Origin of the sequence: Enterobacter sp. BIDMC 26, from assembly GCF_000534435.1 — a bacterium.
Classification (GTDB): Bacteria; Pseudomonadota; Gammaproteobacteria; order Enterobacterales; family Enterobacteriaceae; genus Enterobacter; species Enterobacter ludwigii.
Window position 1 is genome coordinate 312,994 of record NZ_KI973182.1, and the last position, 23,751, is coordinate 336,744.

At 50.3% G+C, this 23,751-nt stretch carries 26 protein-coding genes; 17 read left to right on the forward strand and 9 right to left on the reverse strand.

The annotated features are described in order from the left end of the window. The first annotated feature begins 84 nt into the window (after window positions 1-84). Complete coding sequence (locus tag L462_RS21785; RefSeq protein ID WP_032677620.1) at window positions 85-762, forward strand: response regulator; 678 nt, start codon at window positions 85-87, stop codon at window positions 760-762. Next, on the forward strand, window positions 762-2,156 hold the full coding sequence (locus L462_RS21780) for a sensor histidine kinase (protein ID WP_032677621.1): 1,395 nt from the start codon (window positions 762-764) through the stop codon (window positions 2,154-2,156). The genes L462_RS21785 and L462_RS21780 overlap by 1 nt, the downstream gene beginning before the upstream one ends. An 86-nt stretch (window positions 2,157-2,242) precedes the next feature. Here the strand turns inward: L462_RS21780 and L462_RS21775 are convergent, their stop codons facing one another. The 4 genes from L462_RS21775 to L462_RS21760 all read right to left on the reverse strand — a co-directional run bounded on the left by L462_RS21775 (window position 2,243) and on the right by L462_RS21760 (window position 5,869). Next, window positions 2,243-3,025, reverse strand: a complete 783-nt coding sequence (locus L462_RS21775) for an alpha/beta fold hydrolase (RefSeq protein WP_050595728.1) — start codon at window positions 3,023-3,025, stop codon at window positions 2,243-2,245. Window positions 3,026-3,124: 99 nt separating this feature from the next. After that, window positions 3,125-3,508: a RidA family protein gene (locus L462_RS21770; RefSeq protein WP_020885066.1), complete on the reverse strand. Its 384-nt coding sequence runs from the start codon at window positions 3,506-3,508 to the stop codon at window positions 3,125-3,127. A gap of 107 nt (window positions 3,509-3,615) precedes the next feature. After that, complete coding sequence (locus tag L462_RS21765) at window positions 3,616-5,073, reverse strand: MFS transporter (protein WP_032677623.1); 1,458 nt, start codon at window positions 5,071-5,073, stop codon at window positions 3,616-3,618. A 49-nt stretch (window positions 5,074-5,122) separates the two neighbouring features. After that, a complete protein-coding gene (locus L462_RS21760) occupies window positions 5,123-5,869 on the reverse strand; it encodes a glucose 1-dehydrogenase (RefSeq protein WP_032677624.1) in 747 nt (248 codons plus the stop codon). A 114-nt stretch (window positions 5,870-5,983) separates the two neighbouring features. On the opposite strand from L462_RS21760, the gene L462_RS21755 reads away from it, so the two are divergent. Further along, window positions 5,984-6,853 (forward strand): LysR family transcriptional regulator, encoded by an 870-nt coding sequence (locus L462_RS21755; RefSeq protein WP_014169025.1) that lies wholly within the window; start codon window positions 5,984-5,986, stop codon window positions 6,851-6,853. A 19-nt stretch (window positions 6,854-6,872) separates the two neighbouring features. Here L462_RS21755 and L462_RS21750 read toward each other — a convergent pair whose 3' ends face one another. Further along, window positions 6,873-7,781: a LysR family transcriptional regulator gene (locus tag L462_RS21750; RefSeq protein ID WP_020885062.1), complete on the reverse strand. Its 909-nt coding sequence runs from the start codon at window positions 7,779-7,781 to the stop codon at window positions 6,873-6,875. A 125-nt stretch (window positions 7,782-7,906) separates the two neighbouring features. Here L462_RS21750 and L462_RS21745 point away from each other — a divergent pair, with 125 nt between their 5' ends. The 10 genes from L462_RS21745 to L462_RS21700 all read left to right on the forward strand — a co-directional run bounded on the left by L462_RS21745 (window position 7,907) and on the right by L462_RS21700 (window position 17,168). Then, a complete protein-coding gene (locus tag L462_RS21745; RefSeq protein WP_032677625.1) occupies window positions 7,907-8,644 on the forward strand; it encodes an SDR family oxidoreductase in 738 nt (245 codons plus the stop codon). A 221-nt stretch (window positions 8,645-8,865) separates the two neighbouring features. Then, complete coding sequence (locus L462_RS21740; protein ID WP_025204722.1) at window positions 8,866-9,780, forward strand: LysR family transcriptional regulator; 915 nt, start codon at window positions 8,866-8,868, stop codon at window positions 9,778-9,780. Window positions 9,781-9,950: 170 nt separating this feature from the next. Further along, on the forward strand, window positions 9,951-10,598 hold the full coding sequence (locus L462_RS21735) for an isochorismatase family protein (protein ID WP_020885059.1): 648 nt from the start codon (window positions 9,951-9,953) through the stop codon (window positions 10,596-10,598). A gap of 334 nt (window positions 10,599-10,932) precedes the next feature. After that, window positions 10,933-11,496, forward strand: coding sequence for a gamma subclass chorismate mutase AroQ (aroQ, locus tag L462_RS21730; protein ID WP_032677626.1), 564 nt, complete (start codon window positions 10,933-10,935; stop codon window positions 11,494-11,496). 97 nt (window positions 11,497-11,593) lie between these two features. Continuing rightward, entirely contained in the window at window positions 11,594-12,649 is a 1,056-nt protein-coding gene (locus L462_RS21725; RefSeq protein ID WP_032679655.1) for a catalase family peroxidase, read from the forward strand. Further along, entirely contained in the window at window positions 12,646-13,191 is a 546-nt protein-coding gene (locus L462_RS21720) for a cytochrome b (RefSeq protein WP_014169034.1), read from the forward strand. Before L462_RS21725 ends, L462_RS21720 begins: the two co-directional genes overlap by 4 nt. A 75-nt stretch (window positions 13,192-13,266) precedes the next feature. Further along, window positions 13,267-13,854 carry a TetR/AcrR family transcriptional regulator gene (locus L462_RS21715; protein ID WP_032677627.1) on the forward strand — a complete coding sequence of 196 codons (588 nt, stop codon included), beginning with the start codon at window positions 13,267-13,269 and terminating at the stop codon, window positions 13,852-13,854. Window positions 13,855-14,263: 409 nt separating this feature from the next. Continuing rightward, entirely contained in the window at window positions 14,264-14,758 is a 495-nt protein-coding gene (locus tag L462_RS21710) for a putative pterin-binding protein (protein ID WP_020885054.1), read from the forward strand. A gap of 16 nt (window positions 14,759-14,774) precedes the next feature. Further along, complete coding sequence (locus L462_RS21705; RefSeq protein WP_032677628.1) at window positions 14,775-16,718, forward strand: putative bifunctional diguanylate cyclase/phosphodiesterase; 1,944 nt, start codon at window positions 14,775-14,777, stop codon at window positions 16,716-16,718. A gap of 63 nt (window positions 16,719-16,781) precedes the next feature. Then, window positions 16,782-17,168, forward strand: a complete 387-nt coding sequence (locus tag L462_RS21700; protein ID WP_032677629.1) for a hypothetical protein — start codon at window positions 16,782-16,784, stop codon at window positions 17,166-17,168. Window positions 17,169-17,276: 108 nt separating this feature from the next. Here the strand turns inward: L462_RS21700 and L462_RS21695 are convergent, their stop codons facing one another. After that, window positions 17,277-17,753, reverse strand: coding sequence for a GNAT family N-acetyltransferase (locus L462_RS21695; protein ID WP_014169039.1), 477 nt, complete (start codon window positions 17,751-17,753; stop codon window positions 17,277-17,279). A 92-nt stretch (window positions 17,754-17,845) separates the two neighbouring features. Here L462_RS21695 and L462_RS21690 point away from each other — a divergent pair, with 92 nt between their 5' ends. Together L462_RS21690 and L462_RS21685 are read left to right on the forward strand one after the other, a co-directional pair. Next, window positions 17,846-18,805, forward strand: coding sequence for a LysR family transcriptional regulator (locus tag L462_RS21690; RefSeq protein WP_032677630.1), 960 nt, complete (start codon window positions 17,846-17,848; stop codon window positions 18,803-18,805). A gap of 15 nt (window positions 18,806-18,820) precedes the next feature. Further along, window positions 18,821-19,177 (forward strand): nuclear transport factor 2 family protein, encoded by a 357-nt coding sequence (locus L462_RS21685; protein WP_032677631.1) that lies wholly within the window; start codon window positions 18,821-18,823, stop codon window positions 19,175-19,177. 188 nt (window positions 19,178-19,365) lie between these two features. Here the strand turns inward: L462_RS21685 and L462_RS21680 are convergent, their stop codons facing one another. Further along, entirely contained in the window at window positions 19,366-20,574 is a 1,209-nt protein-coding gene (locus tag L462_RS21680; protein WP_032677632.1) for an MFS transporter, read from the reverse strand. 103 nt (window positions 20,575-20,677) lie between these two features. On the opposite strand from L462_RS21680, the gene L462_RS21675 reads away from it, so the two are divergent. Further along, window positions 20,678-21,595 carry a LysR family transcriptional regulator gene (locus L462_RS21675; protein WP_032677633.1) on the forward strand — a complete coding sequence of 306 codons (918 nt, stop codon included), beginning with the start codon at window positions 20,678-20,680 and terminating at the stop codon, window positions 21,593-21,595. Between the two features lie 150 nt (window positions 21,596-21,745). Here the strand turns inward: L462_RS21675 and L462_RS21670 are convergent, their stop codons facing one another. Beyond that, entirely contained in the window at window positions 21,746-22,150 is a 405-nt protein-coding gene (locus L462_RS21670; protein WP_032677634.1) for a nuclear transport factor 2 family protein, read from the reverse strand. 225 nt (window positions 22,151-22,375) lie between these two features. Continuing rightward, window positions 22,376-22,816, reverse strand: coding sequence for a GNAT family N-acetyltransferase (locus L462_RS21665; protein ID WP_032677635.1), 441 nt, complete (start codon window positions 22,814-22,816; stop codon window positions 22,376-22,378). A 779-nt stretch (window positions 22,817-23,595) separates the two neighbouring features. Between L462_RS21665 and L462_RS24995 the strand changes: the two genes are divergently transcribed. Continuing rightward, a complete protein-coding gene (locus tag L462_RS24995; protein ID WP_155964410.1) occupies window positions 23,596-23,733 on the forward strand; it encodes a hypothetical protein in 138 nt (45 codons plus the stop codon). The last annotated feature ends 18 nt before the right edge of the window (window positions 23,734-23,751 follow it).

Below are 23,751 nucleotides of genomic sequence, written 5' to 3' on the forward strand. Positions count from 1 at the left end.
TACCGCTGCAGTAAACCTGATAGATTTATCGAAACCGTTTTTTTCTTAAGACGTTCTTCATTCACTGTTGATACCGTTACCAATGTGAAAATTCTACTAATCGAAGACGACCTGGATCTGGGCAATGGCGTGCGGATCGCCCTTGCAGATCAAGGATTTGATGTCATATGGGTTCGCCGCAAAGAGGATGCGCTGCATCAGCTTGATGCCTGCGTGCCAGAACTGATATTGCTCGACCTGGGACTGCCCGATGGCGATGGCATGGGCCTGATGACCTGCTTGCGGCAGCAGTTCAAAGGGATCCCTGTCATCATCCTGACTGCCCGAGGCACGCTACAGGATCGCCTGTGTGGGCTGGATGCCGGTGCAGACGATTACCTTGTTAAACCTTTTATTCTCGCCGAGTTGTTGGCCAGGGTAAGAGCGCTTGCGCGACGCAGTTACGGTTTTCAGAATGAGGCGCTAGAAATCAGAGGGTTATCTCTGCATGTGCCAACGCGTCGCGTGACGGTGAGTGCCAGTCACGTGGAGTTGACGGCAAGTGAATACGCGCTGCTTGAAACGTTAATGTTGCGCGCTGACCGCGTGCTTACACGACGATTTCTGGAAGAAAGAATCTTCGGCACCAAAGAAAATCTGAGTAATGCTCTCGACGTGCATATGGGGAATTTGCGTCGAAAAATCGGGGACGGTTATGTGCGAACGGTGAGAGGGGTGGGGTATGTCATTGATACTGTACCGATCTACAAAGGCGGTGATTGATGCGAAATATCTGGCGTACCCTGAGACTCCCCACGCTCGTACGGCGAATCATCATCGCCCAGATGCTGCTGCTGACCTTGCTGTGGTGTCTTTTTTTGACTTTTGTTTTGTGGGAGGACTTGCGTAGCCCCCCGATATTAACGGGCAGTAAGACCTACGAAACCCTTTTTACGCTGGTGGACAGTATGGACGATCGCCCGCAGGAACGCACCGATGTGCTGAACACGTTCAGCAAGGCGTTGCGGGAAGGATATGGCGGAGGTGAAGATCCTGAACTGTCAATCAGCCTCATTATTCGCAAACATAACGAGATAATTTATTCATCTGATGGCGCACCAACAGGGGTCGTAAACACCCAACTGGGGGAATTACAGCGCATTGAGAGTGAGGGGCGCACCTGGACCAGCCGTACGCTAAAATCCGGGAACTCCGATGTGGAGGTGACACTTGTGACGCCTGCCGGAGGATGGAACTTCTTTATCTACCTGAACTCGCGTGGCTATTACATATTGCCGCTACTGGTATGCATTCCTTTTCTTTTATTTCCCGCGTGGCTGTCAATTCGTATTGCAATGCGACCCTGGAGCAAGGTCGTAAATGAAATATCCTTGCGAACGCCAGACGATCTCTCTCCATTAAAAGCCATGCCAAAACACAGGGAGCTTCGCCAAATGGTGGACGCGATAAACGTGTTTCTTGCCAGGGTGCGCGAAAGCGCGGAAAGGGAACGGATTTTCATTGCTGATGCCGCTCACGAGCTGCGTACTCCTCTGGCTGCAATGCGAATCAACGTGGAGGCGCTGCAGTCGTATGTAAGCAATGAGACTCAACAGGAATTACTGGCGGGGATTATTCGCAGCAACAGCCGGGCTGCCCGACTCGTCAATCAATTATTGCTGATGATGCACAGTGAAGCACGTATTGATACCGTTATGCAGCCAGTGCCGCTGACGACGCTCATTCAGGAGCGAATGGCGGCACTGGAGCCGCTGGCTACGGAGCGCAGGATAGAGCTTGAATTCGTCTCTGATGATGAAGTCTGGATCACAGGCATCAGGGAGCGCCTGATGTCGCTGATTGACAATTTGATTGAGAACGCAGTCAAGTACAGCCCTGAGGGCGGACGGGTTGAAGTAGAGATACGATCGCGGGATAAATCCACGCAGCTTCGTGTCTCAGATGCCGGACCCGGTATTCGGCCTGAATTGAGGGAGCGAGTATTCGACCGATTTTTTCGCGACCCCAACCAGATGCAAAGCGGGAGTGGACTGGGACTTGCAATCGTCAACGCGGTTGCGCAGCAACACAACAGCAGCGTAGGCCTGTGTACGTCTGCAGAAGGCGGGCTGCTGGTCACTGTCGATTTCCCAACTCAGATAGCCGAAGATGCGTAGCAAAGGCCAGAAGCAGACAAATCAGAAAAACGACCTGGCGTTTTATTCGCAGAGAATAGGGGGACTCTGTTTGCATCAACGTTATTTTAAAGGCCTGTTTTATCGAGCCATCTGGACACACGCTGGGCCAGTTCATCCGGTTTTTCCAGAGGAATAAGATGTCCACAACCGTCAACATAATCCACACAGGTTCCGGTTAGCCTGGCGAGTTCTTCTGCCTCTTCTGTTGAACGCAGCCGATCATGTTTCGCTGCAATAACGTATGTCGGGCATGAAATGGGTTTTAATGATATTCGCTCGCGGTTTAGCCCTGACTGGACTCTGAATACATCGGCTCCCAGCCTTTTTCCCATATTACGGATTTTCTCAATAAGGGCCGTATTACTGGCGAGATCAGCATGAAGTGATTTTCTAATGGCCGTTGTGCTCAGCCCGCTAAATTCTCTGGAGGAATTGATATTCGCTGCAGCAACACGGGTATTTATCTGTTCTGCCGAATCCTCTCTGAGAGACGTGGCAATGAGGATCATCGCCGCTGTCCGCTCCGGAAAAGCCTCATAAATAGCTCTGGCAACATAACCACCTAGCGAAAAGCCGGCCAGCACAAAACGCTCCGGTAGTTTCTGGACTATATTAGCGGCAATATCCTGGATTGTGGTTCCCTGGCCCAGGCTCGTAGGTATAAAGAGCCTGCGCTCGGGAAATGCGGTGATAAAATCGTCCCACAGTGTTTCATCAAGCATAAATCCCGGGATAAGTACCACAGGAAGGTTCTCTGCATTCATCGGCAAGTCCCATTTTCTGGCCGCAGTGCCATTGCCAGGGTTTCTGAATCTGTAAACATAGCCTATTGCAGTTGATGAAGACATTGTCGTCTCGTCGAGGTCTGCCGTTTGTTCGTAGCAGACCTTGCGGCGCTTAAGCCGATCCGGTTCGTGCCTGGGGTGATTTGGGGACACACGGTGGTACTATTTTTTAGCCACAATCCGCATTTCCACCAGCGCATTTTCTGGAATGAACGCTGATACGCCTATCGCGGTCCATGCTGGGTAGGGCGCCTTTACATATTCATCTTTCACTTTAGAAAAAACGTCTATATGTTTTTTTAGATCAATATGAAAAGTGGTCATCTCAAGGATATTTTCATACCCTAAGCCTGCGGCTTTCAAATAAACACCAAGCTTATAAAACGCATCATGGAATTGTTCTTCCGGATGCTGACTTATCGGTTTGTCCTTCCGTGCCGCGGTAACACCAGAGAGATACACCGTGCCATCTGCTTCGATGACAGGCGAGAAGTGCCAGTCATCGAAATAGTGTTGAAATTCTTCAGGGACTATCGATTTTTTCATGATTTTTTCTCAGGTTGATGCAGGAGTACGTGCTACGGGTAAACGGTACGCTGGGGAGGAACATGAGCAAGGATGTCCACCCCTCAGCCAGTTGATTGTCTGTTACGTTACTTGATAGACGCGCCGCTCGCAGCAGAAAATAAACCGGAGGCCTGCCGGATAAGCCGGATGCTTAGCGCGGCACCCGTGGCCAGGCATATCGCCATCGCCAGAAGGGCGACGATAAAGGCATGCGTAATATTTGCACCGCTTCTGCCGGTGTCCAGCATGCTGTAAAAAATGCCACCGATGACGGCGACGCTCAGTGCAGTGCTGATTTGGAGTGTCGAGCTGGTTACCCCGGCAATCATGCCTGAAAACGCCGGTGCAACGCGGCCTGTCACCATCCGGACCAGCGTCGGCATCGCCAGTCCCTGGCCGAGGCCGGTGATAAAAAGCAATACGGCGAGTGGCAGCATGGACGGTGCGTTACCCGTCATAGTATGGGCAATCAACCCTGCCAGGCCTGCTAACCCCAACGTCTCGCATCCCATCCCGATTGCGCTCAGGTAATTGCCGACAAAACGCCTCAGATAAGGTGTTAGCAACGGACCGATCAGAAAACCTACGCCAAAAGGCAGAAAAAGCAGGCCCGCAGTCAGGGCGTTTAACTGCAACGCATCTTGTAGATAAACGGAGAACAAAAGAAAGAAGGCCCCGATAGAATAAAACAGCAAAACGATCGCCAGCCCCTGGCCCAGCCCCGGTGCGCGTAACACGACCGGATCAAGCAGAGGCGAACCGCCGTTCTGGCTAAGGCGACGCTCATAACGCCATAACAGCGACGCCAGCAGCGGGACAGCCAGAAATGACAGCCATGTCCACCAGGGCCATCCCGCTTCACGGCCTTCAATTAACGGCACAATCAGCGCACTCAACGTGGCGGTCGCCAGTAACATGCCGACCGGGTCCAGTCGTTGTGCGGATGGCGCACGCGTCTCTTTCAGCAGTGGCAGCCCGAAGAGAATGACCAGCAGCGCCACCGGCAAGTTAACGAGAAAAATAGCGCGCCATCCCAGGTGAAACAGATCCGCTGAGATCAGGATACCGCCCACTACCTGCCCGATAACCGAGGCGAGGCCAAATACAGCGCCATAGATACTCAACGCGAACGGTTTTTCCGCTTCCGGAAAAATGGCCTGTACGGAAGCCAGTGCCTGAGGTGCCATAATCGCGGCCGTAGCACCCTGTAACACGCGTCCACTAATCAGTACCCATGGTGACCAGGCTAAACCGCACAGCAGCGATGCCGCCGCAAAACCGATAAGCCCTATAAAAAACATCTTCCCACGACCATAAATATCACCCAGACGGCCGCCGGTAATTAAGGTTACGGCATACACGGCTGCATAGGACGAAATGACCAGCTGTTCAGCAGAGGAAGAGGCGCTCAGCTCGTTCTGAATAGCAGGCAGTGCAACATTGACGATAAAAAAATCGAGCGGGGGCAAAAATGCGCCAACCAGCAGGATGACAAACATTGCCCAGCGACGCGGCTCGGCTTGCGGGAGGATAGGGGTCGACATGGAACACTCCACAGGTAACAGTTATGTGCAGAGATTGAGAGGCAGGGCGTTAGTGCATGCCACCAGAGGCAAGAATCACCTCACCGGTGATCCATCCCGCATCGTCTGATGCGAGAAATGAGACGATCGGCGCAACATCCTGCACCTGACCGATGCGGCCGAGCGGGGTCTGCTTTTCATTCCATGTCTGGAAGTCCGAGTTCATCGCGCCTGCACTATGACTGCCTTCCGTTTCGATAAGGCCTGGGTTGACCGCGTTGACGCGAATTCCCCGGGGGCCGAGTTCTCGTGACAGTACCCCGGTAATAGCATCGATCGCCCCTTTGGTGCCGCTGTAGATGGCACTCTCGGCGATAAAGACGCGGGTGACGAACGAACTGATGTTAATGATGCTGCTGCCTTTATTCAGATGCGGCGCAGCAGCGCCGGACATTAACAGCGGGCCCAGAACATTGATGTCGAATTGTCTGCGGTAGAGTGCCTCTGTGCTCTCTTCAATGCGGGCGAACTCATAAATGCCGGCGTTGTTCACCACAATGTCCAGCCGCCCGAAAATGTCGATGGCCGCGTTAACCAGCGCCTCAACCTCAGCCTGGCGGGTGACATCCGCCGCGACCGCTACCGCCTGCCCGCCGGCAGCCTGTATATCGGCAACGACGTTATCAGCACTACTTTTGCCTGACGCGTAATTGACAATGACCTTCGCGCCGTCAGACGCCAGTTGACGGGCAATCCCGGCTCCGATGCCTTTGGAACCACCGGTTACAATCGCCACTTTGTCTTTTAATTTGTACATGTCATTCATTTCCTGACTGGGGGGGTGAGGACGCTATAGTGATATCGACAAAGTTGTTTTGGAACTGCCACTTTTGTATATTCAATGTTCATTTTTGTACGGTGAGACACTGGCATGGAATGGGGCGACGTCCGGGTATTTCTTGCAGTTATGCGTAAGGGCTCTTTCGGCGAGGCGGCACGAAGCCTGGGTGTGAGCCATCCGACGATTGGTCGCCGGATAAAGGCGCTTGAGGAAGAGGCGCAGCAAGCGCTATTTCGCCGGACACAGGAGGGTCTGGTTCTAACCGACGCCGGCGATAGGGTGCTGAAGCTGGCAGAAGCGATGGAAAACTCCGCGCTGGCGATGGAGCGGCGTCTCGCCGGTAATCACGAACGTCTTGAAGGGATATTGCGGATCTCTTCAGCAGAGTGGTTTGCCAACTATGTTCTCGCACCGGTCCTGGAGGAACTGACGCGCCGCCATCCGGCGATTGTGCCGGAGCTTATCGCAAGCTACCGCTTACTTAACCTGTCGCGGCGTGATGCCGACATTGCGTTTCGCATCGTTCCCTTTACCGAACCGGATATTGTCCAGCGCCGCCTGATGCGCATCCCCTATGCGCTATATGGAACGCCGGAAATCGCCGATATCGCCCGACACGATCCGGCCGCAGTGGGGCTTATTCTGATGAACACGGCACAATCCCACTTCTCTGACGTCGCCTGGCTGCTCGACAGGTTCCCCCAGTCACGACGTGTGTTCACCAGTACCAGCCGGGCCGTACAGGCACAGATGTGCCAGCGCGGAATGGGCATCGCCGTGTTACCGCGCCCGCTTGGTGATGCCATCACCGGCTTAGCGGCTATCAGCATGCCGGAGCCACCGCCGTCCAAAGATATATGGGTAGGGTATCACTCTGACCTCCGGCATATGGATCGCCTGCGGGTTATGCTGGATATCGCCGATGCGATGCTTGCCGATCCCGCGGCGCCGTCAACGTGAGCGACGGTTTACGCAGCCATTAAGCGTTCACCTCAAAGCGTTCCCGATAGAGAGAAACCAGCCAGTCTACAAAAATCCGGACACGGGGAGAAAGCTGTCGGTGCTGTGGATAGATAGCCGAAAGTTGCATGGCCGGGCTTTTCCAGTCGCTTAACACTTCCTGTAGCAGGCCATCCCGAAGGGCATCGTCCACATGATAACGTGGAAGCTGAACCAGCCCACATCCACGCAACGCGCAAATAACGTAATTTTCTGCGTCATTCACAGTCATCCAGCCTTTGGTCGGATAGCTTTTCTCTTTACCGTTAACAATGAGTTCCAGAGGGTAATTCTTACCCCGGCTGGTGGAAAAGAAATTGACGCTCTGGTGAGAAAGCAGATCGTCAGGGGTCATCGGTCGGCCGTGCTTACGAAGATAGTCCGGACTGGCGCAGATAACCTGAGGCATCTGGGCTAAAGGCCGGGCAATTAATGATGAATCAAAGAGCTTGCCCGCGCGTACGGCGCAGTCAACGCCTTCCCGAATCAGATCGACCAGACGATCCCCACTGCTGATAACCAGCCTGATGGCGGGATAGCGGGCGTGAAACTCGTCAATACGGGGCAGTACAATGCGGGTCGCATGGGCCCCGTGAAGATTCACGCGCAAAATCCCCTGTGGTCTTACGCCGGAATGACGCAGGGAAGACTCCGCATCGTCCAGTTCAGAAAGAATATGCACGCAGCGTTCATAAAATGCCTCGCCATCCAGCGAGGCCCGCACGTGTCTGGTCGTCCGCTCCAGCAGACGACACTCCAGGTTTTTCTCCAGGCTTTTTATTGCATTGCTGGCCGTCGCTCTGGGGATCCCTAGCTGGTCCGCGGCCTGACTGAAGCTTTGAAGCTCTACAATGCGGGTGAAGAGCAGCATGGTATCAAATTTATCCATCACGGATCCTGAAGGCGATTATTAACGATAATGGAATTATGTTATCAAATATCACCCATTTATCTCTCCCGCTAAAACATTAATATCTCCATTCAGACCCCCTTTCACTGAAACCGGAGAGAACGATGGACAAAGTCAATAAAACTGCCCTTGTTACGGGCGGTTCCCGTGGTATCGGCCGCGCCATTGCTGAGCGTCTCGCGCGGGACGGTTTTACCACTATCGTGAATTACGCAGGTAATGCCGAGGCGGCAGAGCAAACCGTGCAGAGCATCGTTGCTAAAGGTGGCCGTGCGACGGCGATTCAGGCTGATGTTGCCAGCGAAGCGGACGTCAGCCACTTGTTCCAGCAAGCGAAAGCGGTTACCGGCAGACTGGATGTGGTGGTGCACAGCGCGGGGATCATGCCAATGGCGAAGATTACCCCTGCCGGTCTTCACGATTTTGATCGTGTCATTCATACCAACCTGCGTGGCGCATTTCTGGTGCTGGCAAATGCGGCTGAAACCGTGAGTGAAGGCGGCAGAATCATTGCCCTTTCGACGAGCGTGATCGGCAAATCCTTCCCGGCTTATGGTCCCTATATCGCCTCAAAAGCAGGCGTGGAAGGGCTTGTACACGTGCTGGCAAACGAACTGCGGGGCAGAAATATCACCGTTAATGCCGTTGCCCCGGGACCCACCGGGACTGAGCTCTTCTTTAACGGTAAGAGCGAAGAGCAGGTTGCGGCCGTTGCAAAACTGGCCCCGCTCGAGCGCATCGGTACCCCAGAAGAGATCGCCAGCGCAGTAGCGATGATCGCCGGTCCGGACGGGAGCTGGATCAACTCGCAGGTTATTCGTGTAAATGGTGGCTTCGCCTAATCCCCCCGACAGGCGGATGCATACGCTTTCGGGGTAAATGAGCGATGAGGCCTGCACGGTCATGCCGCGCAGGCAATAGTCAATATCGTCACTACACCTGCGGGAAACGTCCCTTCCGGGTTGATATTGGAGAGTGCGGCGGTGGTCAATGCCATTGCCGAGCGCATCCGCCAGCAATTTTTACAGCTGGCCTGCCGATAAGATATTTGGATTTAAAGAGTATGAAGAAAATGACCTCCCAGAACTTTTCCTGGGATGATTTGAAAACCGTTATGGCTATAGGTGAGCACGGTAATCTGTCACGCGCCGCAGATGCTCTGGGCATCAATCATTCCACCTTGTTTCGTCGGTTGGGGGCCATTGAGACGTCGCTGGCATTAGCCCTCTTTCTGCGTCGCCGTACCCACTACGTTCCGACAAAAGCCGGAACCGCGCTGATCGCCCTGGGACACCGCATTGAAGAGGATATCCACTATGTTCTACAGAACATTGAAGAGGATGAATGCGGTTTTTCGGGGGAGATAAGGGTCACCACGTCAGATGCCCTTTTGCAGGATTACCTTAACCCGCTGATCGCGTCATTTAGCCGGGTAAATCCCCACATTACCTTTCAGGTCTCGACAGGAAATGAATCCGTCAATTTGTTCGATGGCGGGGCAGATATCGCGTTTCGAGCCACCAGAGACATTCCGGAGCATCTTTCCGGCCGCAAGGTGGGATCGGCGTTCTGGGCAGTGTATGGTTTACGTGAACAATGGGAAAAAAAGCAAGTCAATGCTATGACGCTCACGGAGCATCGCTGGGTCTCCTTCCATTACGCAATGTCTAAGTTAAACGCCTTTCTGTGGATTGAAAAAAATATTCCCGAGAAAAATATCACCTTTCGCGGCGACTCCGTTCTCAGTGTTGCGTCGGCAATCTCAAGCGGCATTGGGATCGGTTTGTTACCCTGCATGCATGGCAATCAGATAGATAAACTGGCTCAGATTAGCCCCATCGTGGAGGGACTGGGTGAAGACATTTGGCTGCTCGCGCATCCTGATGTGAGGAAATCAGCAAAAATAAGGGAATTTATGAATCACTGTTCCCACTATTTAGCAGAGAACAGAAAGAGAATATTCGGACAAACATGTTAATTCCTTTTTTCATATAAAATTCATTAATATTTCACAGCGTTCATTTTTGCAATAAGCCCTTTGCAAAAATGAACGGACAAAAGAATATTTCGTTTTGTATAGTTTTCCCGAGTTCACGAATCAGGTCGTTAATACACTGATAAATTTAAATAAACATCGCGGAAACTATTATGACGATTAAAGCAACACCTGCAGCGGCCAGAAATCTGTTAAGCCCGGAAAACCATGCGCTGATCCTGCTGGATCACCAGAGCCAGATGGCGTTCAATGTGAAAAATATTGATATCGGCCTGCTGAGACAAAATACCGCAGTCCTCGCGGAAACAGGTAAGGGGTTTAATATTCCGACCCTTGTTTCGACGATTTCACGCCATGATTTTGCGGGCCCGGTATTTCCTGAAGTTTCAGCGGTATTCCCGGATGACGCGTCGTACGTTAACCGATCCACCTCAAACGCATGGGAAGATGGTAATTTTGTTGATGCCGTCAACAAACTGGAGCGCGACCGCCTGGTGTTTGCAGGTCTGTGGACCTCGGTCTGTCTGAATGGTCCGGTTCAGTCTGCCATTGAGCAAGGTTTTGACGTCTATATCGTCACAGACGCCAGCGGTGACATGAGTGCAGAAGCTCACGAACGCGCTGTGCAACGCATGATTCAGGCTGGCGCAAAGCCGATTACTGCCCTGACTTACCTGCTTGAACTGCAACGTGACTGGGCACGTCATGAAACCTACGAACTGACCACTTCGATCAGCCAGAAACATGGCGGAGCGTTCGGTATTGGCATCCAGTATTGTGCAGATATGGTTCACGCCTAAGATAACTCGCCATACGATTTTTTTTGCTGGGGGAGTGGAATGACCGTATGGCCGGTATGCGGGCAGGATGCAGTATTCCTGCCCGCATGTTTTTTCTGAGTTCTGTTCATCTTTCTTCGTTCCCCCTCGCTCGCCGTTTCGGCAGCCTGTCTTACCCCGAATTCTTTTGAAAACCATTCCGAACAAACATGGCATCCAGCATTGAGTAAAAAATGAGTGATGAAATTGACACCAAACCTACCAACTGGTAGGTTGGTTTTTGTTCGCTTTCCAGCCAACCGGATCCGGGCCTGAGAACGTTATTTTTTTACCTATGCGATAAGTGAGATCGGTAATGGAGAAAAAGCATGAGTTAGCGGCAGGGCCATCCATTCAGGGAGATGGCATTGCGGAAACAACGACAGCGATCGAGGTTTTTTCCGGCCCTGGCATGAGTATCAACCTGCGTTTTTGCCTGATGAAAGAGGTTGCAGCGTATAAGGCGCAGCAGGGTCTGGCAATTGCCGACCCTGAACAGGAACGGGACGTGCTTGAAAGAGCCTTTGCTGTCGCCCACGCGTCAGGGCTGGAAAGAGAGAGCGTCAGGTCTTTCATTCAACTGCAGATGGACATTGCGAAGGCTATCCAGCATTTCCATTGTGCCGACTGGCTCATGGAAGAAGACACACCGAGGACACCGATGCCGCTCTCTGCGGTGAGAGCAAAAATTGCCCATGCCGATGAATCAACGCTTCGCAGTATCGCCCGGAAATTAAAAACGGAGGGCGGCTTTTCCGGAGTTGATAAAGCGGCATTCATGCGAGAAATTCAGCATGAAAAAATACGTGACAGAGATAAAGAGCGGCTCTGGGCTACAGTTAAAAAAATCCTGCTTCATTCATCCTGTGGCGCGTCTTAATGGGCGAGTTATCACGCCAGCAGCGAAAGACGTGCTTAATGTTTTCAGGAATACGTTCTCGCGTATTTGATTGTGTATTCACTGTGTGAGCAAAAATATGACGAAGACTTCACTTTCCACCGGCCAAAAAATAGTCCGCCTGTGCCTGGTCGCGATTATTCCCCTTGTCTTGATAGCGCTGTTTCTCTGGTCAGGCGGCTGGCTGACGCCGAATCGTCTGACGTCTGACAAACTGGTTTCGGTATTGCAGAAATCGGGTGGGGAACATCCTGGTTTTCGCCGCAATCACGCGAAGGGCGTGTGCGTGGTGGGGGATTTTATCTCTAATGGCCAGGTCAGTTCGTTATCGCGAGCAGCGCTGTTTGCCCCTGGCGAAACGCCGGTTACGGGACGTTTCGCCATCGCAGGGGGTAACCCAAAAGCGCCGGATTATGCCGTTCCCGTGCGCAGCATGGCGCTGCAATTCAGGCAGAGCAACGGCGAGCAGTGGCGAACAGGCATGAACGCGATGCCACGCTTTCCGGTCTCTACCGTTGAAGACTTCTATGCGCTGCAAAACCTGACTCTGCCCGATCCGGCAACCGGTAAACCCAACCCCGATAAGCTTAAGGCGTTTGTGATCGCGCATCCTCAGATGCAACCCTACCTCGCCTGGGCAAAGCAGTATGTACCTTCATCCAGTTGGGCAAGCGATCGCTTTAATAGCCTGAATGCATTTCGCTTTATTGATAAAGCGGGTAAAGAGCATCTGGTCCGCTGGAGTATGGTGCCGCATATTGGCTCTCAGCCGATGAGCGAGGCGGATAAAAATGATAAAGATTTTCTGCAACACGATCTTGAAGAGCGCCTGAAGCAAGGGCCGCTGAAATGGGATCTGATGATTACCGTCGCTAAACCGGGCGATCCGGGCAACGATGCAAGCCAGGTTTGGCCTGAAGATCGGCAAACCATCAATGCCGGCATGCTCGTGCTGACGCGTGCAACACCGCAGCAAAACGGTCCGTGCAATGACATCAACTACGATCCGCTGATTTTGCCCGATGGCATTGCCCCTTCGGACGATCCTTTACTGAATGCGCGCTCGGCGGCCTATGCCAAATCCTACAATGCGCGTACCCGTGAACAGTCCCGACAGTCAGGAGCTGGCTTATGAAACAGGTTGCTTATTTCCATCCGGCGTTGCGCATTCTGCACTGGTTCATGGCAGCGGCTATCGTGGCAATGCTGTTTATCGGCATTGCGATGGTTTCAACTATTTCGTCGAAGCATGCCCTGCTGGTGGCGATCCACAAACCGCTGGGGCTGATGATTCTGGTTCTGGTGGTGGTCAGGCTATGGCTGAGGTTTTATACCTCCGTCCCTTCGCTACCGGCTTCCATACCGGCCTGGCAGCGCCTGATAGCGCATCTCTCCCACTGGGCGTTATACCTCATGATGTTCCTTCAGCCCCTGATTGGCTGGGCGATGCAGTCAGCGGCGGGGTACCCCATCACCCTCGGCGGCGGGGTTGTTTTGCCACCCATTGTTCCGGTGAATAACGACTGGTTTGCCATTCTGCGGCCTTTGCACTCTCTGGTTGCGCTGATGCTATTTGCTACCGTGATGCTGCATTTGGCGGCCGCGCTTTTTCATGCGTTAGTGCTGCGAGATGGCGTCTTTGACAGTATGGCGGGGACCGGCAGACGGCGGCAGTAAAGGCGGCCTGTCGGTAGGTTTTCGCTCTGCTCTCTGATATCTTATTGATCTGTATACTGACAATGGGTTACGGCTATGTCCACCGAACGTTCACAGAAAGCAAACGACATTGTATTTTTCACCCGACAATTGCTTACCACCGGTGGCTACCGAAGCTTCAGTTTTGCCGACCTTTCTGAAAAGGTGAATATTCGCAAGGCGAGTATTCACCACCATTTTTCAAGCAAGGCGGAGCTGGTAAGGGTCGTTGTGAGCGAGTATCGCCAGGAGGCCCGCGCCGGAATGCAGGCATTAAGCCATCAACTAAATAATCCGGTTGCCGAACTTCAGGCCTATGCCGATTATTGGGCCAAATGCATCCAGGACGGTTCTGCGCCATTTTGTATCTGCGCGATGCTTGCCGCCGAACTGCCGACGTTGCCGCCCGAAGTCGTTTCGGAAGTGACGGGACATTTCGCCGATCTCTCTGGCTGGCTGACGGAGTTGCTTCAGAGAGGAGAAAGGGAAAAATGCTTTACTGTCCGGTCAACCCACGCCAGCGAGGCGGGGCAGTTAATGGCAACGGTACATGGTGCCATGTTAGCCGCACGCGCGTTTAACGACGCGAAAGTATTTCAGCAAATCGTCCAGCCGGTGATCGACAATATTCTTGTGTCGGATTGATCGCTCGATAGCACGACATTGCTCTTTTAACCTGCTTATAAGGGCGCAATGTGCACCTCTCCTGAGGGTATTCCGTAGCAATAATTGACCACTCCGCACAAATTCTGACCGTTTAAGACGCAACGGGGGATTAGAAACGACAATTTTTTCAAATTCCGCCTTCGTCCAATTTTAATAACCTGCTCTGTCTCATATTATCATGGTGTAAAAGGGAGACAGGGACACGTCTGAAGGCTAATCTTTGTTAATGACGATACGGCAAGCAACAACGTCGGGATGGCTGTCATGGACCGTTAAACGAGAGTATAACGGGACCGTTTCGTCCTGGAGTCTTATCTGGTTGGCTGGTAACAATTTGTGTCAGAATAGACGACAAGACATACCTATTTCCTTAATGGAGTCATCGCGCATGAGAATGGCAATCACCCTACTTTTCTTGATTATTTCGACCTGTTCCTGGGGGAAGGAACTCCCTAAGCTTGAAGGGAAACCCGTGTTAACCATCTCCGGGAAAATCGAGAACAGTAATCAAAATGGCGCTGCAGTCTTTGATATCGCTGGCCTGGAAAAAATCGGCCTCGTTACCATGCGTACCCGTAACCCATGGTATAATGACCAGACAAGCTTTGAGGGTATTCCCATGAAAAAACTCATGGAACTGGTCGGCGCCAAAGGCACTGTTCTGAGTGTAACCGCGCTCAATGATTATACGACCGAAATTCCCATTGAAGACTTCACAAAATATAACGTGATCCTTGCAATAAAAATGAACGGCCAATATATGCGCGTTCGCGACAAGGGCCCTCTGTTTATTGTCTATCCTTATGAAAGTAACAAAGAGTTGGATAACCAGGTCTATTACTCGAGATCAGCATGGCAGATTAGCAAAATGGTCGTAGAGTAATAATCTGGAGAAATGCATGAACAGGATCCTGGTAGGCATTATATTTTTCCTATTCATTACAACCGGGTATATTTCATTTCTTTTGCATGAGCGGCAGGAGGATCTGCAAAAACTCAACCATTATAAGGACTCCTGGTCTGTCTCTCAGATGGTTTCAGAATACTACAGGCTGGAGTCGTGGATCAGCCGTTATTCTGACAATAATCCTGATATCACCATGGACGATCTCCGCATGCGGCTGGAGATCATGCTTAGCCAGCGCGAGTTACTGAAAGAAGGCGATTTAGGGAAATATGTAAAGTCGAATAAAAGCCATAATGCACTGGCAAAAAACCTGCATGAAACGCTTGATTACCTTGATCATCATCTGGAAGGGATGAGTCGCGCTCAACTTGCTGATTATCTTGAGAAAATGTATGCGCTTGATTCCTCCCTTAGCCAGTTTTCATCCAGTGCACTCTCCAATGATGTTAACTCTATCAACGAGACAAACCAGAATATACAAAAGCTGTATCGTATCTATTCAGGCCTTTCGGTTCTGCTGATTATTTTAAGTGCGATATTGGGTGTTTTAAACGTCTGCCAGAACAGGAAGATACTTAAAACTCACCGACAGGTTACCAGCCTGGCAAATGAACTCCAGAAATCGAAGGAAATACTCCAGCAACAGAATAAAAAACTGGCGTATGACGTTTACCATGACTCGTTGACGGGGCTTAAAAACAGGCTTTATTTCTGGGATGATCTTATTAATAACATCTCGATAGCGAGTCGCATACACAGGCCAGTCACGGTCATGTTATTTGATCTTGATCGCTTTAAAGAAGTCAATGACAGCTTTGGTCACGATGCCGGCGATCTGTTATTGCGTGAGGTTGCGCACCGGTTATCCTCCATGAGCAACGAAACAAATACATTCTATCGTCTCGGGGGCGACGAGTTTGCATTATTGTCGCATGAGCTGACAGAAGAAAGTGCCGTTAATCTGGCAATGGAAATCTGTGAGTGCATTAAAAAGCCTTACATAATAGGTAACTCTAACGTCACCATTGGTACCTGCGTCGGTATTGTTGTTTCAGAGTTAGAACGACGTTCAGATTACCTTTATAAGTTTGCCGATCTTGCTCTGTATGAAGCTAAACGTGCAGGCTTAAACATGATCAAAGTGTTTCGCCGCATCATGCTACAAAAGCTCGAGGAAAGCAGAACCCTGGAGCGTGATTTATCAGTGGCAGTCGCAAATAAAGAGTTGGTCGTTTACTATCAGCCGATTGTTGATTCGTACACCACTGAAATATATGGCTATGAAGCCCTTCTGCGCTGGAATCATCCCGTTAAGGGCATCATTGCACCGGATGATTTTATTTCGGTAGCAGAGAAAACAGGATTCATCCATGAGATAGGCAAAGCCGCGCTTGAAATCGCCTGCAAGGAAGCGACGACATGGAAGGTGCCGGCAAGGATCTCTGTCAATGTGTCGCCGGTGCAGTTAAGCAGTATGAATTTTGTCGATACAGTACGCGCAGTGCTGGCCGAAACGGGGTTGCCCGCGACCCGACTCGAACTGGAAGTGACGGAATCTTCGCTGTTTACCGACAGTGAAACCCCCATCGAAATCCTTATGGCGCTCAGAGTGCTGGGCATAAAAATCTCTATTGATGATTTTGGTACGGGCTATTCCTCCCTTTCAAGATTGATTCAGTTAGGCTTTGATAAAATAAAAATCGATAAATCGTTTGTGCGAACAATATCCACGGATGAAGAAACTCAGACCATCGCAAAATTAATGGTCGGCATGGCGAAATGCCTTGATATGGTAATTATTGCTGAAGGCGTTGAAACCAATGATCAACTGTTATGCCTTCAACGTTTAGGGTGTGATTTGGCACAAGGATATCTCTTTGGAAAGCCCGCGCCCTTTATCAGTCAATCAATCAAAGCGGGTGAAACACTTGTTTAATCCTGCGGTGACGCTCACTGGTCAACACGTGTGCCTGGCGCCTGGAAGAGAAGAGAGGGCGATATGCAGGCGCAACGGCTGATGGGGGAGGGGTATGAACCGTACGTTGAGCAACAGGGTGACAGACTGACCTACTCTTTGCCGGTCGATTCCGGATTTGTCAGTTTTAACTTCACGTTTGATCTTCGCCAGACCGATCTGGATGTCCTGCTGTCGAGCGATTACAGGCGAGCCGTCCTCGAGATCACGGCCCACACTTTGCTCCAGCATTCGACACTGAAGGGGAATGACCGTTTCACTCAGAAAGACTTCGACAACCTGGTCGCAGTCACACTCCACGCATCGCTGGCGCTTTTGCACATATTCATTTCGCGCGTGAGCTGTGAGCACAATATTGCCATTGACCATTATGTCGAAGAAATACTCCTCCGACGAACACGCCGCGGCTGAACAGGCCCGAAGCCTGATCAATGTGTTCCTGATACTCCCCTCAACGCGAACATGACTGCCCCTCAACAGAAGCAGCCTGCATCTGCAATTTGCTGCAACACGGTCGCGTTATTCGGCAAAATTCAACAGCGCGTTACCCTCCAGGCGATACCGTACCCATTCGTTTTGAGGTAATGCGCCAATGCTGAGGTAAAAATCAATCGCGGGCTGGTTCCAGTCCAGTACGCTCCATTCAAGGCGTCCGCAGCGCCGTTCCACGGCATATTGCGCAATTTTCTTCAGCATCGCTTTTCCCGCGCCCTTGCCGCGATAATCGGGGGAAATATACAGATCTTCCATATAAATACCGTTACGTCCTAGCCATGTGGAATAGCTGGTGAAGAACACGGCGTACCCGGCGATTTTCCCTTCAATCTCGCAGATTAATGCTTCGGTATGGCTGCCGTCACCAAAGAGTGTTTCGCGAATCTCATCCGGTGTGGTGACCACTTCTTGCGGGGCTTTTTCGTAAACCGCCAGCTCATAAATCATATCGTAAATAGCGGAGGCATCTTCCGGGCGGGCCTGGCGAAGGCTGATACTCATATGTTTTCCTGTCTTTTTTGCAAGGCATCGTTATTGATGGCGTTAAGCATAGGGGGTATTGTCAGAAGAATTAAGTGCAATGAAATCACCCCATGATGAATATTATGCATCCAGCGCTACGACGTCTTGATTTAAACCTGCTGCTCATTTTTGACGCCATTTATCGGCACTGTTCCGTTCGCCTCGCCGCGGATGAACTGGCGATGAGCACCTCTGCGTTGAGCCACGCGCTGTCCCGACTGCGTATTGCGCTCAATGACCCGCTATTTTACCGGGAAGGCCACCGGATGTGCCCAAGCGTGTATGCTACCCAGCTCGCGCCGTCTATTGCATCAGCACTGAAATTTCTCAATCAGGAGCTGACTGTACAACCGGCGTTCGTGGCTTGCGAAAGCACGGAGCGGATCCAGATTGCGATTACGGACTTTACCGCGTTGTGCATTTTCCCGACGTTGATGCAGAGGCTGCAGCAGGAAGCGCCTGGCTTGCGCTTTGATTTACGCTATTTGCCACACAGCCCGGCGCTGAACGAACTGTTGGCAGGAGAAGTGGATCTGGCGCTGGGATTCAGTACACCCGACGATATCCGTCACAATGAACTGGACGAGATAAACTGGTTTGAGGATGAGTATGTTGTCATCAGCAATACCCGCCGAACACAGCTGACGCTGGAAGATTATCTTGCCGCACGGCATCTGGTGATAACCCCCTGGAACGAAAAGCAGGGTGTACTGGATTTACGGCTTGAGCAGTTGGGGTATACGCGGCAGATAGCGCTTAAGACGCCATCCATGCTGAGTGCCCCGTTTATCGTTGCGGAAAGTGACCTGCTAATGGCCATCCCCCGTTTTGCTGCTGAGAAGCTGAAACATGCTGCCAGTATTCAGATTTTTTCATTGCCGTTCACCATAAGCCCGTTTGAAGTAAAGATTTACTCGCATAAACGCAGTGGCCAGAGAGGGGCAACCAAATGGCTGAAGACGACACTTCACATGCTGGCGGACGAGTTGCCGCAAAACATTTATGGCCATGCAACTGACAGTCGAATTTGAATGAGGGTAAATGCCATGCTTCTGGAACAGTTGAAAACGCTGGAACGCACGCTTCATGGCAGCAGGCGCAACGATCGTGAATGGCTTGAACAGATACTTCACGACCAGTTCAGGGAAATGACACGATCAGGTGTGTTGATCGATCGTTCGCAGACAATAGAGGCACTTTCTGCCGAAACAGTTATCCCGACCATTCTCAGCAGCGACTTTCGGCTCATCCAAATAAGAGAGGATGTCGCGATATTGCACTACAGGACATTCAATACGGACGGCGCTCGCCAGACTTTGCGTTCTTCGTGTTGGGAGCGGGCCGGGAGCGGGCAATGGAAACTGGTATTCCATCAGGGGACACCTGTTGCGGTGAGCGGATAAGGTCCCAGGAGCGCACCGCAGAAAACGATTTCTGGATCTCAAGTGGGGTGAGTTAAGCCAGCCGACGGAGTGACCTGAAATAGCGGCATTACTCCGCACTCATTTTAAGTTTGTGGGGTCGCTTATCGCTCGTAGCAAACCTTGCGGCTCTTATGTCGGTCCGCTTTGTGCCAGAAGCGGACGTTATGCTAATCATTGATGAGATGATTTGGCTGGAGCGTACGCTTAGCCAGCTTCTTTTGCAGAATGATAACGATGATGGGGAACCCTGATGCGGAAATTGCACATACCCCCAGCAACGTGTTCATATTTTGTTGTGCTATGGAGTGCCCAGATAATAGAAAAGAAGACAGAAAAAATGCGACAGTTGTGATCAGGTACATTATTGATGACTGCAATGAAGAAAATCCCGCTCGTTGCCTGTCATCAGGAAACTGAATACTCACCGCCGAGGAGGAAACCAGACGACTGTAAGATGCACCGAGAAATAAAATAATAAATAGCGTCGGATTCGAATAGCCCATAACAGGTATCAGCAAAGCGAGTAAAAAAACGAAAGTTGACCCTGTAGCCAGACTCACTGCAGAAAAATGCGGAGTTAGCGCACCTGTCATTTTTGTTGACAGGTATCCTGCAATGCCCCCGGCGAAAAACAGCCATGGCAGCAGGTATTGAGAGCCCCCCAGCTGTTGGGTCATTAATGGTACCAAAACAGGAATGACCAGCATCGGGCTAAACTGTACCAGCGCATTACTGGAAGCGAACAGTAAAGTATTAACGTCGAGAGGCAGTGCGTGGGGTGTATCGAAAGAGACTGTATCCTGAGGGATGATGGATACAATCAGTGGCATTGCCAACAAACACAGCGTACTGGTTAGCCACAAAGCGACATGCCAACCGTAATGAGCGCACAAAAATAGTATCGTGGGCATTCCGGCAATGCTTATCATCGGAAATGATGCAATTACCGTCGCCAACAATTTCCCTCGCAAGTTAGTTGGTGCGAGATTTATCAATATACTGATACTCACCCCCATAGTTGTGCCTCCAGCCAATCCGGCACAGAATCGTAATGTAAGCAGAAGGCTAAAGCTGGAGGTAAATGTCGTCAAAAGTGTCAGTAGGCCGAGTAGTGCCATATTGGCGATTAAAAAACGTTTCTTATTGAAACGACCAATCCAGTAAAAGGCGATAATTCCCGACAGGACCGCCCCGGAGGTGTACATGCCCGATACGTAGCCAGAGAATGACACGGGAACGGCGAAGTCTGCTGCCATAAAAGCAAAAACAGGGTTGAACATCATATATTCCAGCGCATTTGTGAACTGGATAAAAGCCATGACAACCGCTATCCGGATGAGGGCTTTATGATTAAACGTTGTTGTGACCGATGACATAACAAGCGACCTGTGGGTAAAAGATATCCGAGTTTAATTGCTTTCAATCTTATTCAGTAGATGGTAAAACTGGCACGTATTGTTATCATTTATGGGATAGTCTATGCGACCAGCTCTTGATTTTAATACCCTGAAAGTTTTCATTGCGGTGGTTGAAAGAGAAAGTTTTGTTGGGGCATCTAAAGTCCTTGAAATGCCGACATCAAACGTTAGTCGTTGTATTTCTCAGCTAGAAGACAGACTGAATCTTCAGCTCATTGAGCGCAGCACCCGACATATGAAACTCACACAAGCGGGGCACCTGCTCTATTCCCGGGCGAAGCCATTAATGGATGCACTTGAGCAGACTGAAACAGAATTAACGTTGCGGCAGATGCAGCTCAAGGGGCCACTACGTATCTGTATTCCCAATGAAATAGGTCCTGCACTGCTGGGTTCTGTGATTGCCGATTTCGCCTGCCAGCACCCGGATCTGGAAATTAGCTGTGTCACAAATTTGTCTGGTCTTGAATCCCTGAGAGACGATCTCGATTTAGCCATCATTGTGAGCCGTGGCCAGATGGATGACGGTGATTACATAGCCCGTCACCTGGTGACGATCCCTTGCACCATCGTTGCAGCCCCCTCCGTCATTCAGCGTTATGGCATACCTTCTCGTATACAGCAATTTGAAGAATTACCCTGTATTACCACGGTAAATGCACTTAAAGGTGCTCCCTGGCAGTTTGTGAATAAAAAGGGGGGATTTGAGACGATAAAGGTTAAAGGCCATTACCGGGTAAACAGCGGAGAGATGGCAGGACGCGCGGCGGTAGCGGGTGTTGGTTTCGCTATTCTTTCGAAACAGGCCTGCCAGCCCTACATCGACGATGGACGACTGATCGAGACTAAGTTCGAACAACCGCCAGCCCCACTTCAATTGTACGCACTTTATTCAGACAAGCGTTATTTGCCCGCTAAAACACGAGCGCTTATTGAATACATACAGCAGAATTTGAGCAATCTATCCTTAGCAGCCTAAGGATAGATGAAACAGCTACAGAGAGTTCCAGTGTTTCAATGGTCTCTAAATGCAGAATGTCTGCTGTACGCTCAACGCAGACCTTATGACCACGTGGGCTGTCCGTTGCGTGCCAGAAACGGACGTTCAATGGAATAAACGTATCTGCAATTAAAGGCACGCCTCGGAAACTCCGAAGCTATCCTCAAACATGCGAAAGCGGGTAATAAGACCATTTTCGATGTACATGTCGAGTACAAATTCGGTTTCAATCAGCTTCTGTGTTTTTTTAACGCGTGATGCAAGCTCACCAATAGCAACCAGTCGCTTGTCTTTGATGAGAATATCTTTTATTTCAAAATGTTCTGGTGAGAGGTGTGTCCGTATTTGCGCATAGAATTCTGCCACACCGTTTCTGCCGTATTTTCGGCCAATCCAGGGAACTAACTGAGTATTTCCAGCGACCACCCAGTCGACGCTTTCACTTACCAGTGCCGCTATCTCATTCACATCTTCTGCTGTGGCTATACGATGAAAAAAAGTTTCCGCTACTACCTGTGGTGTTTGGACTGTCATAGCTTGTTAATCCCAGTAAGAGTAATTAAGGATTGTCAGACTAAACGATGGTATTAAAAATCACCTTGTCCTACGGTGCTGTTTGATCATGTTATAGAGAGCAGTTGGTACGTTACTCAGTCCCCTGGGGGGGCTTTTGTCCGATTTTCGCTCATGGCGGACCTTTGGCTCAGTTAGCTTGTCCGCTTTTTGCCAGAAGCGGACAATGCAAACCTTGCGAGGGAGTTAATTAACAACGGGAACGTCGGCGAGATGTTTAACAAAACGCTTCCTAACTTCCTGATAACCATTATCTTCATAAAACTTGTGTGCTCTGACTCTTCTTTCACTGCTTGAAAGCTCAATTTGAGAACATCCTTTCTCCAGGGCGATTTGCTCAGCGGCGATGAGGAGTTTCCGCCCGATCCCTGCCCCTCGCAATGATTCGTCAATAACCAGAGCTGAAATTAATGCCCATAAGCCGTTTTCGTGCAGGGGCGTTATAAAATTCACCACAATAACCCCGCAAAGTTCTTTTTCTGATTCGGCAACCAATATGCTAAGACCGGTATACTCTTGGTCAATGTGCTTTTCTAAGCGTTCTCCCTCTGTCTGATATCCTAGTTGCAGAAACAGCTTATTTAGAGAGGGTATATCTTTTAACTTTGGCGTCCTGATTAAGACCATGCCATAACCTCCTTCATAATAGTTTAGAAAAAATATCCAAATCACAATTCGATGCGCCTGCAGGGAAGCCATATACGGTCAAGGCTGTTAAGAGGAACACTGGCCCTGAAGCTGAAAGAAACTTTGCGTTAAAGGAAGTGGTTTCAGAATTGATGGGCGTCTGTAAAGCTTCTCCGGCTCACGGCATCCCAACAAGGGTTCGCGATTTCCTCACATGTTCTCTTAATGATATGTTCTCACTGAAACGCTGCCGTCGTGACGCTATTTATAGACAACATCATATCGTCAGCAACCGTCAGCCTCTTCAATATATTCCTCTGTATTACCAAAAATGGTAGTTATGTATGAAAGCATAGCTACCACCTTACGTAATACCTCTTAGCAGATTAGCTGCTCGCTCAAAAATAATTATGCGTGACAAATCTGATGGAGACTACCAATTATAGTGGGGAGGGGGCTTACTTGTATAAATAAAAAAACAGAAATAAGCCGATTAATAATACCAAGATGAAAGCTTCATCATGAAAAGTTACCACCAGTAAATTTATGAAAGAATATAAAGAAATCCTTTTTTTAGGAAGTATTAAAATCTTCACATCTTCGACCAGCTAGATGATAAAACTACGTAAACCAACTTGAGTTTTTGTGCTAAGCGGACAAAGTTAATATTTTTTTATTGTGACGTAGATCACACTTTCGGATAGATGAAATTAAAATTTATGTAAACATGTAGTTAATTTTCTGGGCGCAGATGCGCATAACCTAAAAAGGAAATGGAAATGAAAAAACTTTCTGAAATGCTGAAAGCAGCCGCTTCTTCTAAAAAGCCGGCACAAAAGGTTAAGGGTAAGGATCTTTATTCCGGTGCTGGTCCGAGTAACTCCAATTCCCACTGCCAGGGTGGTGGTGGCTGGTAAGAAATACCGGGGGGAGTG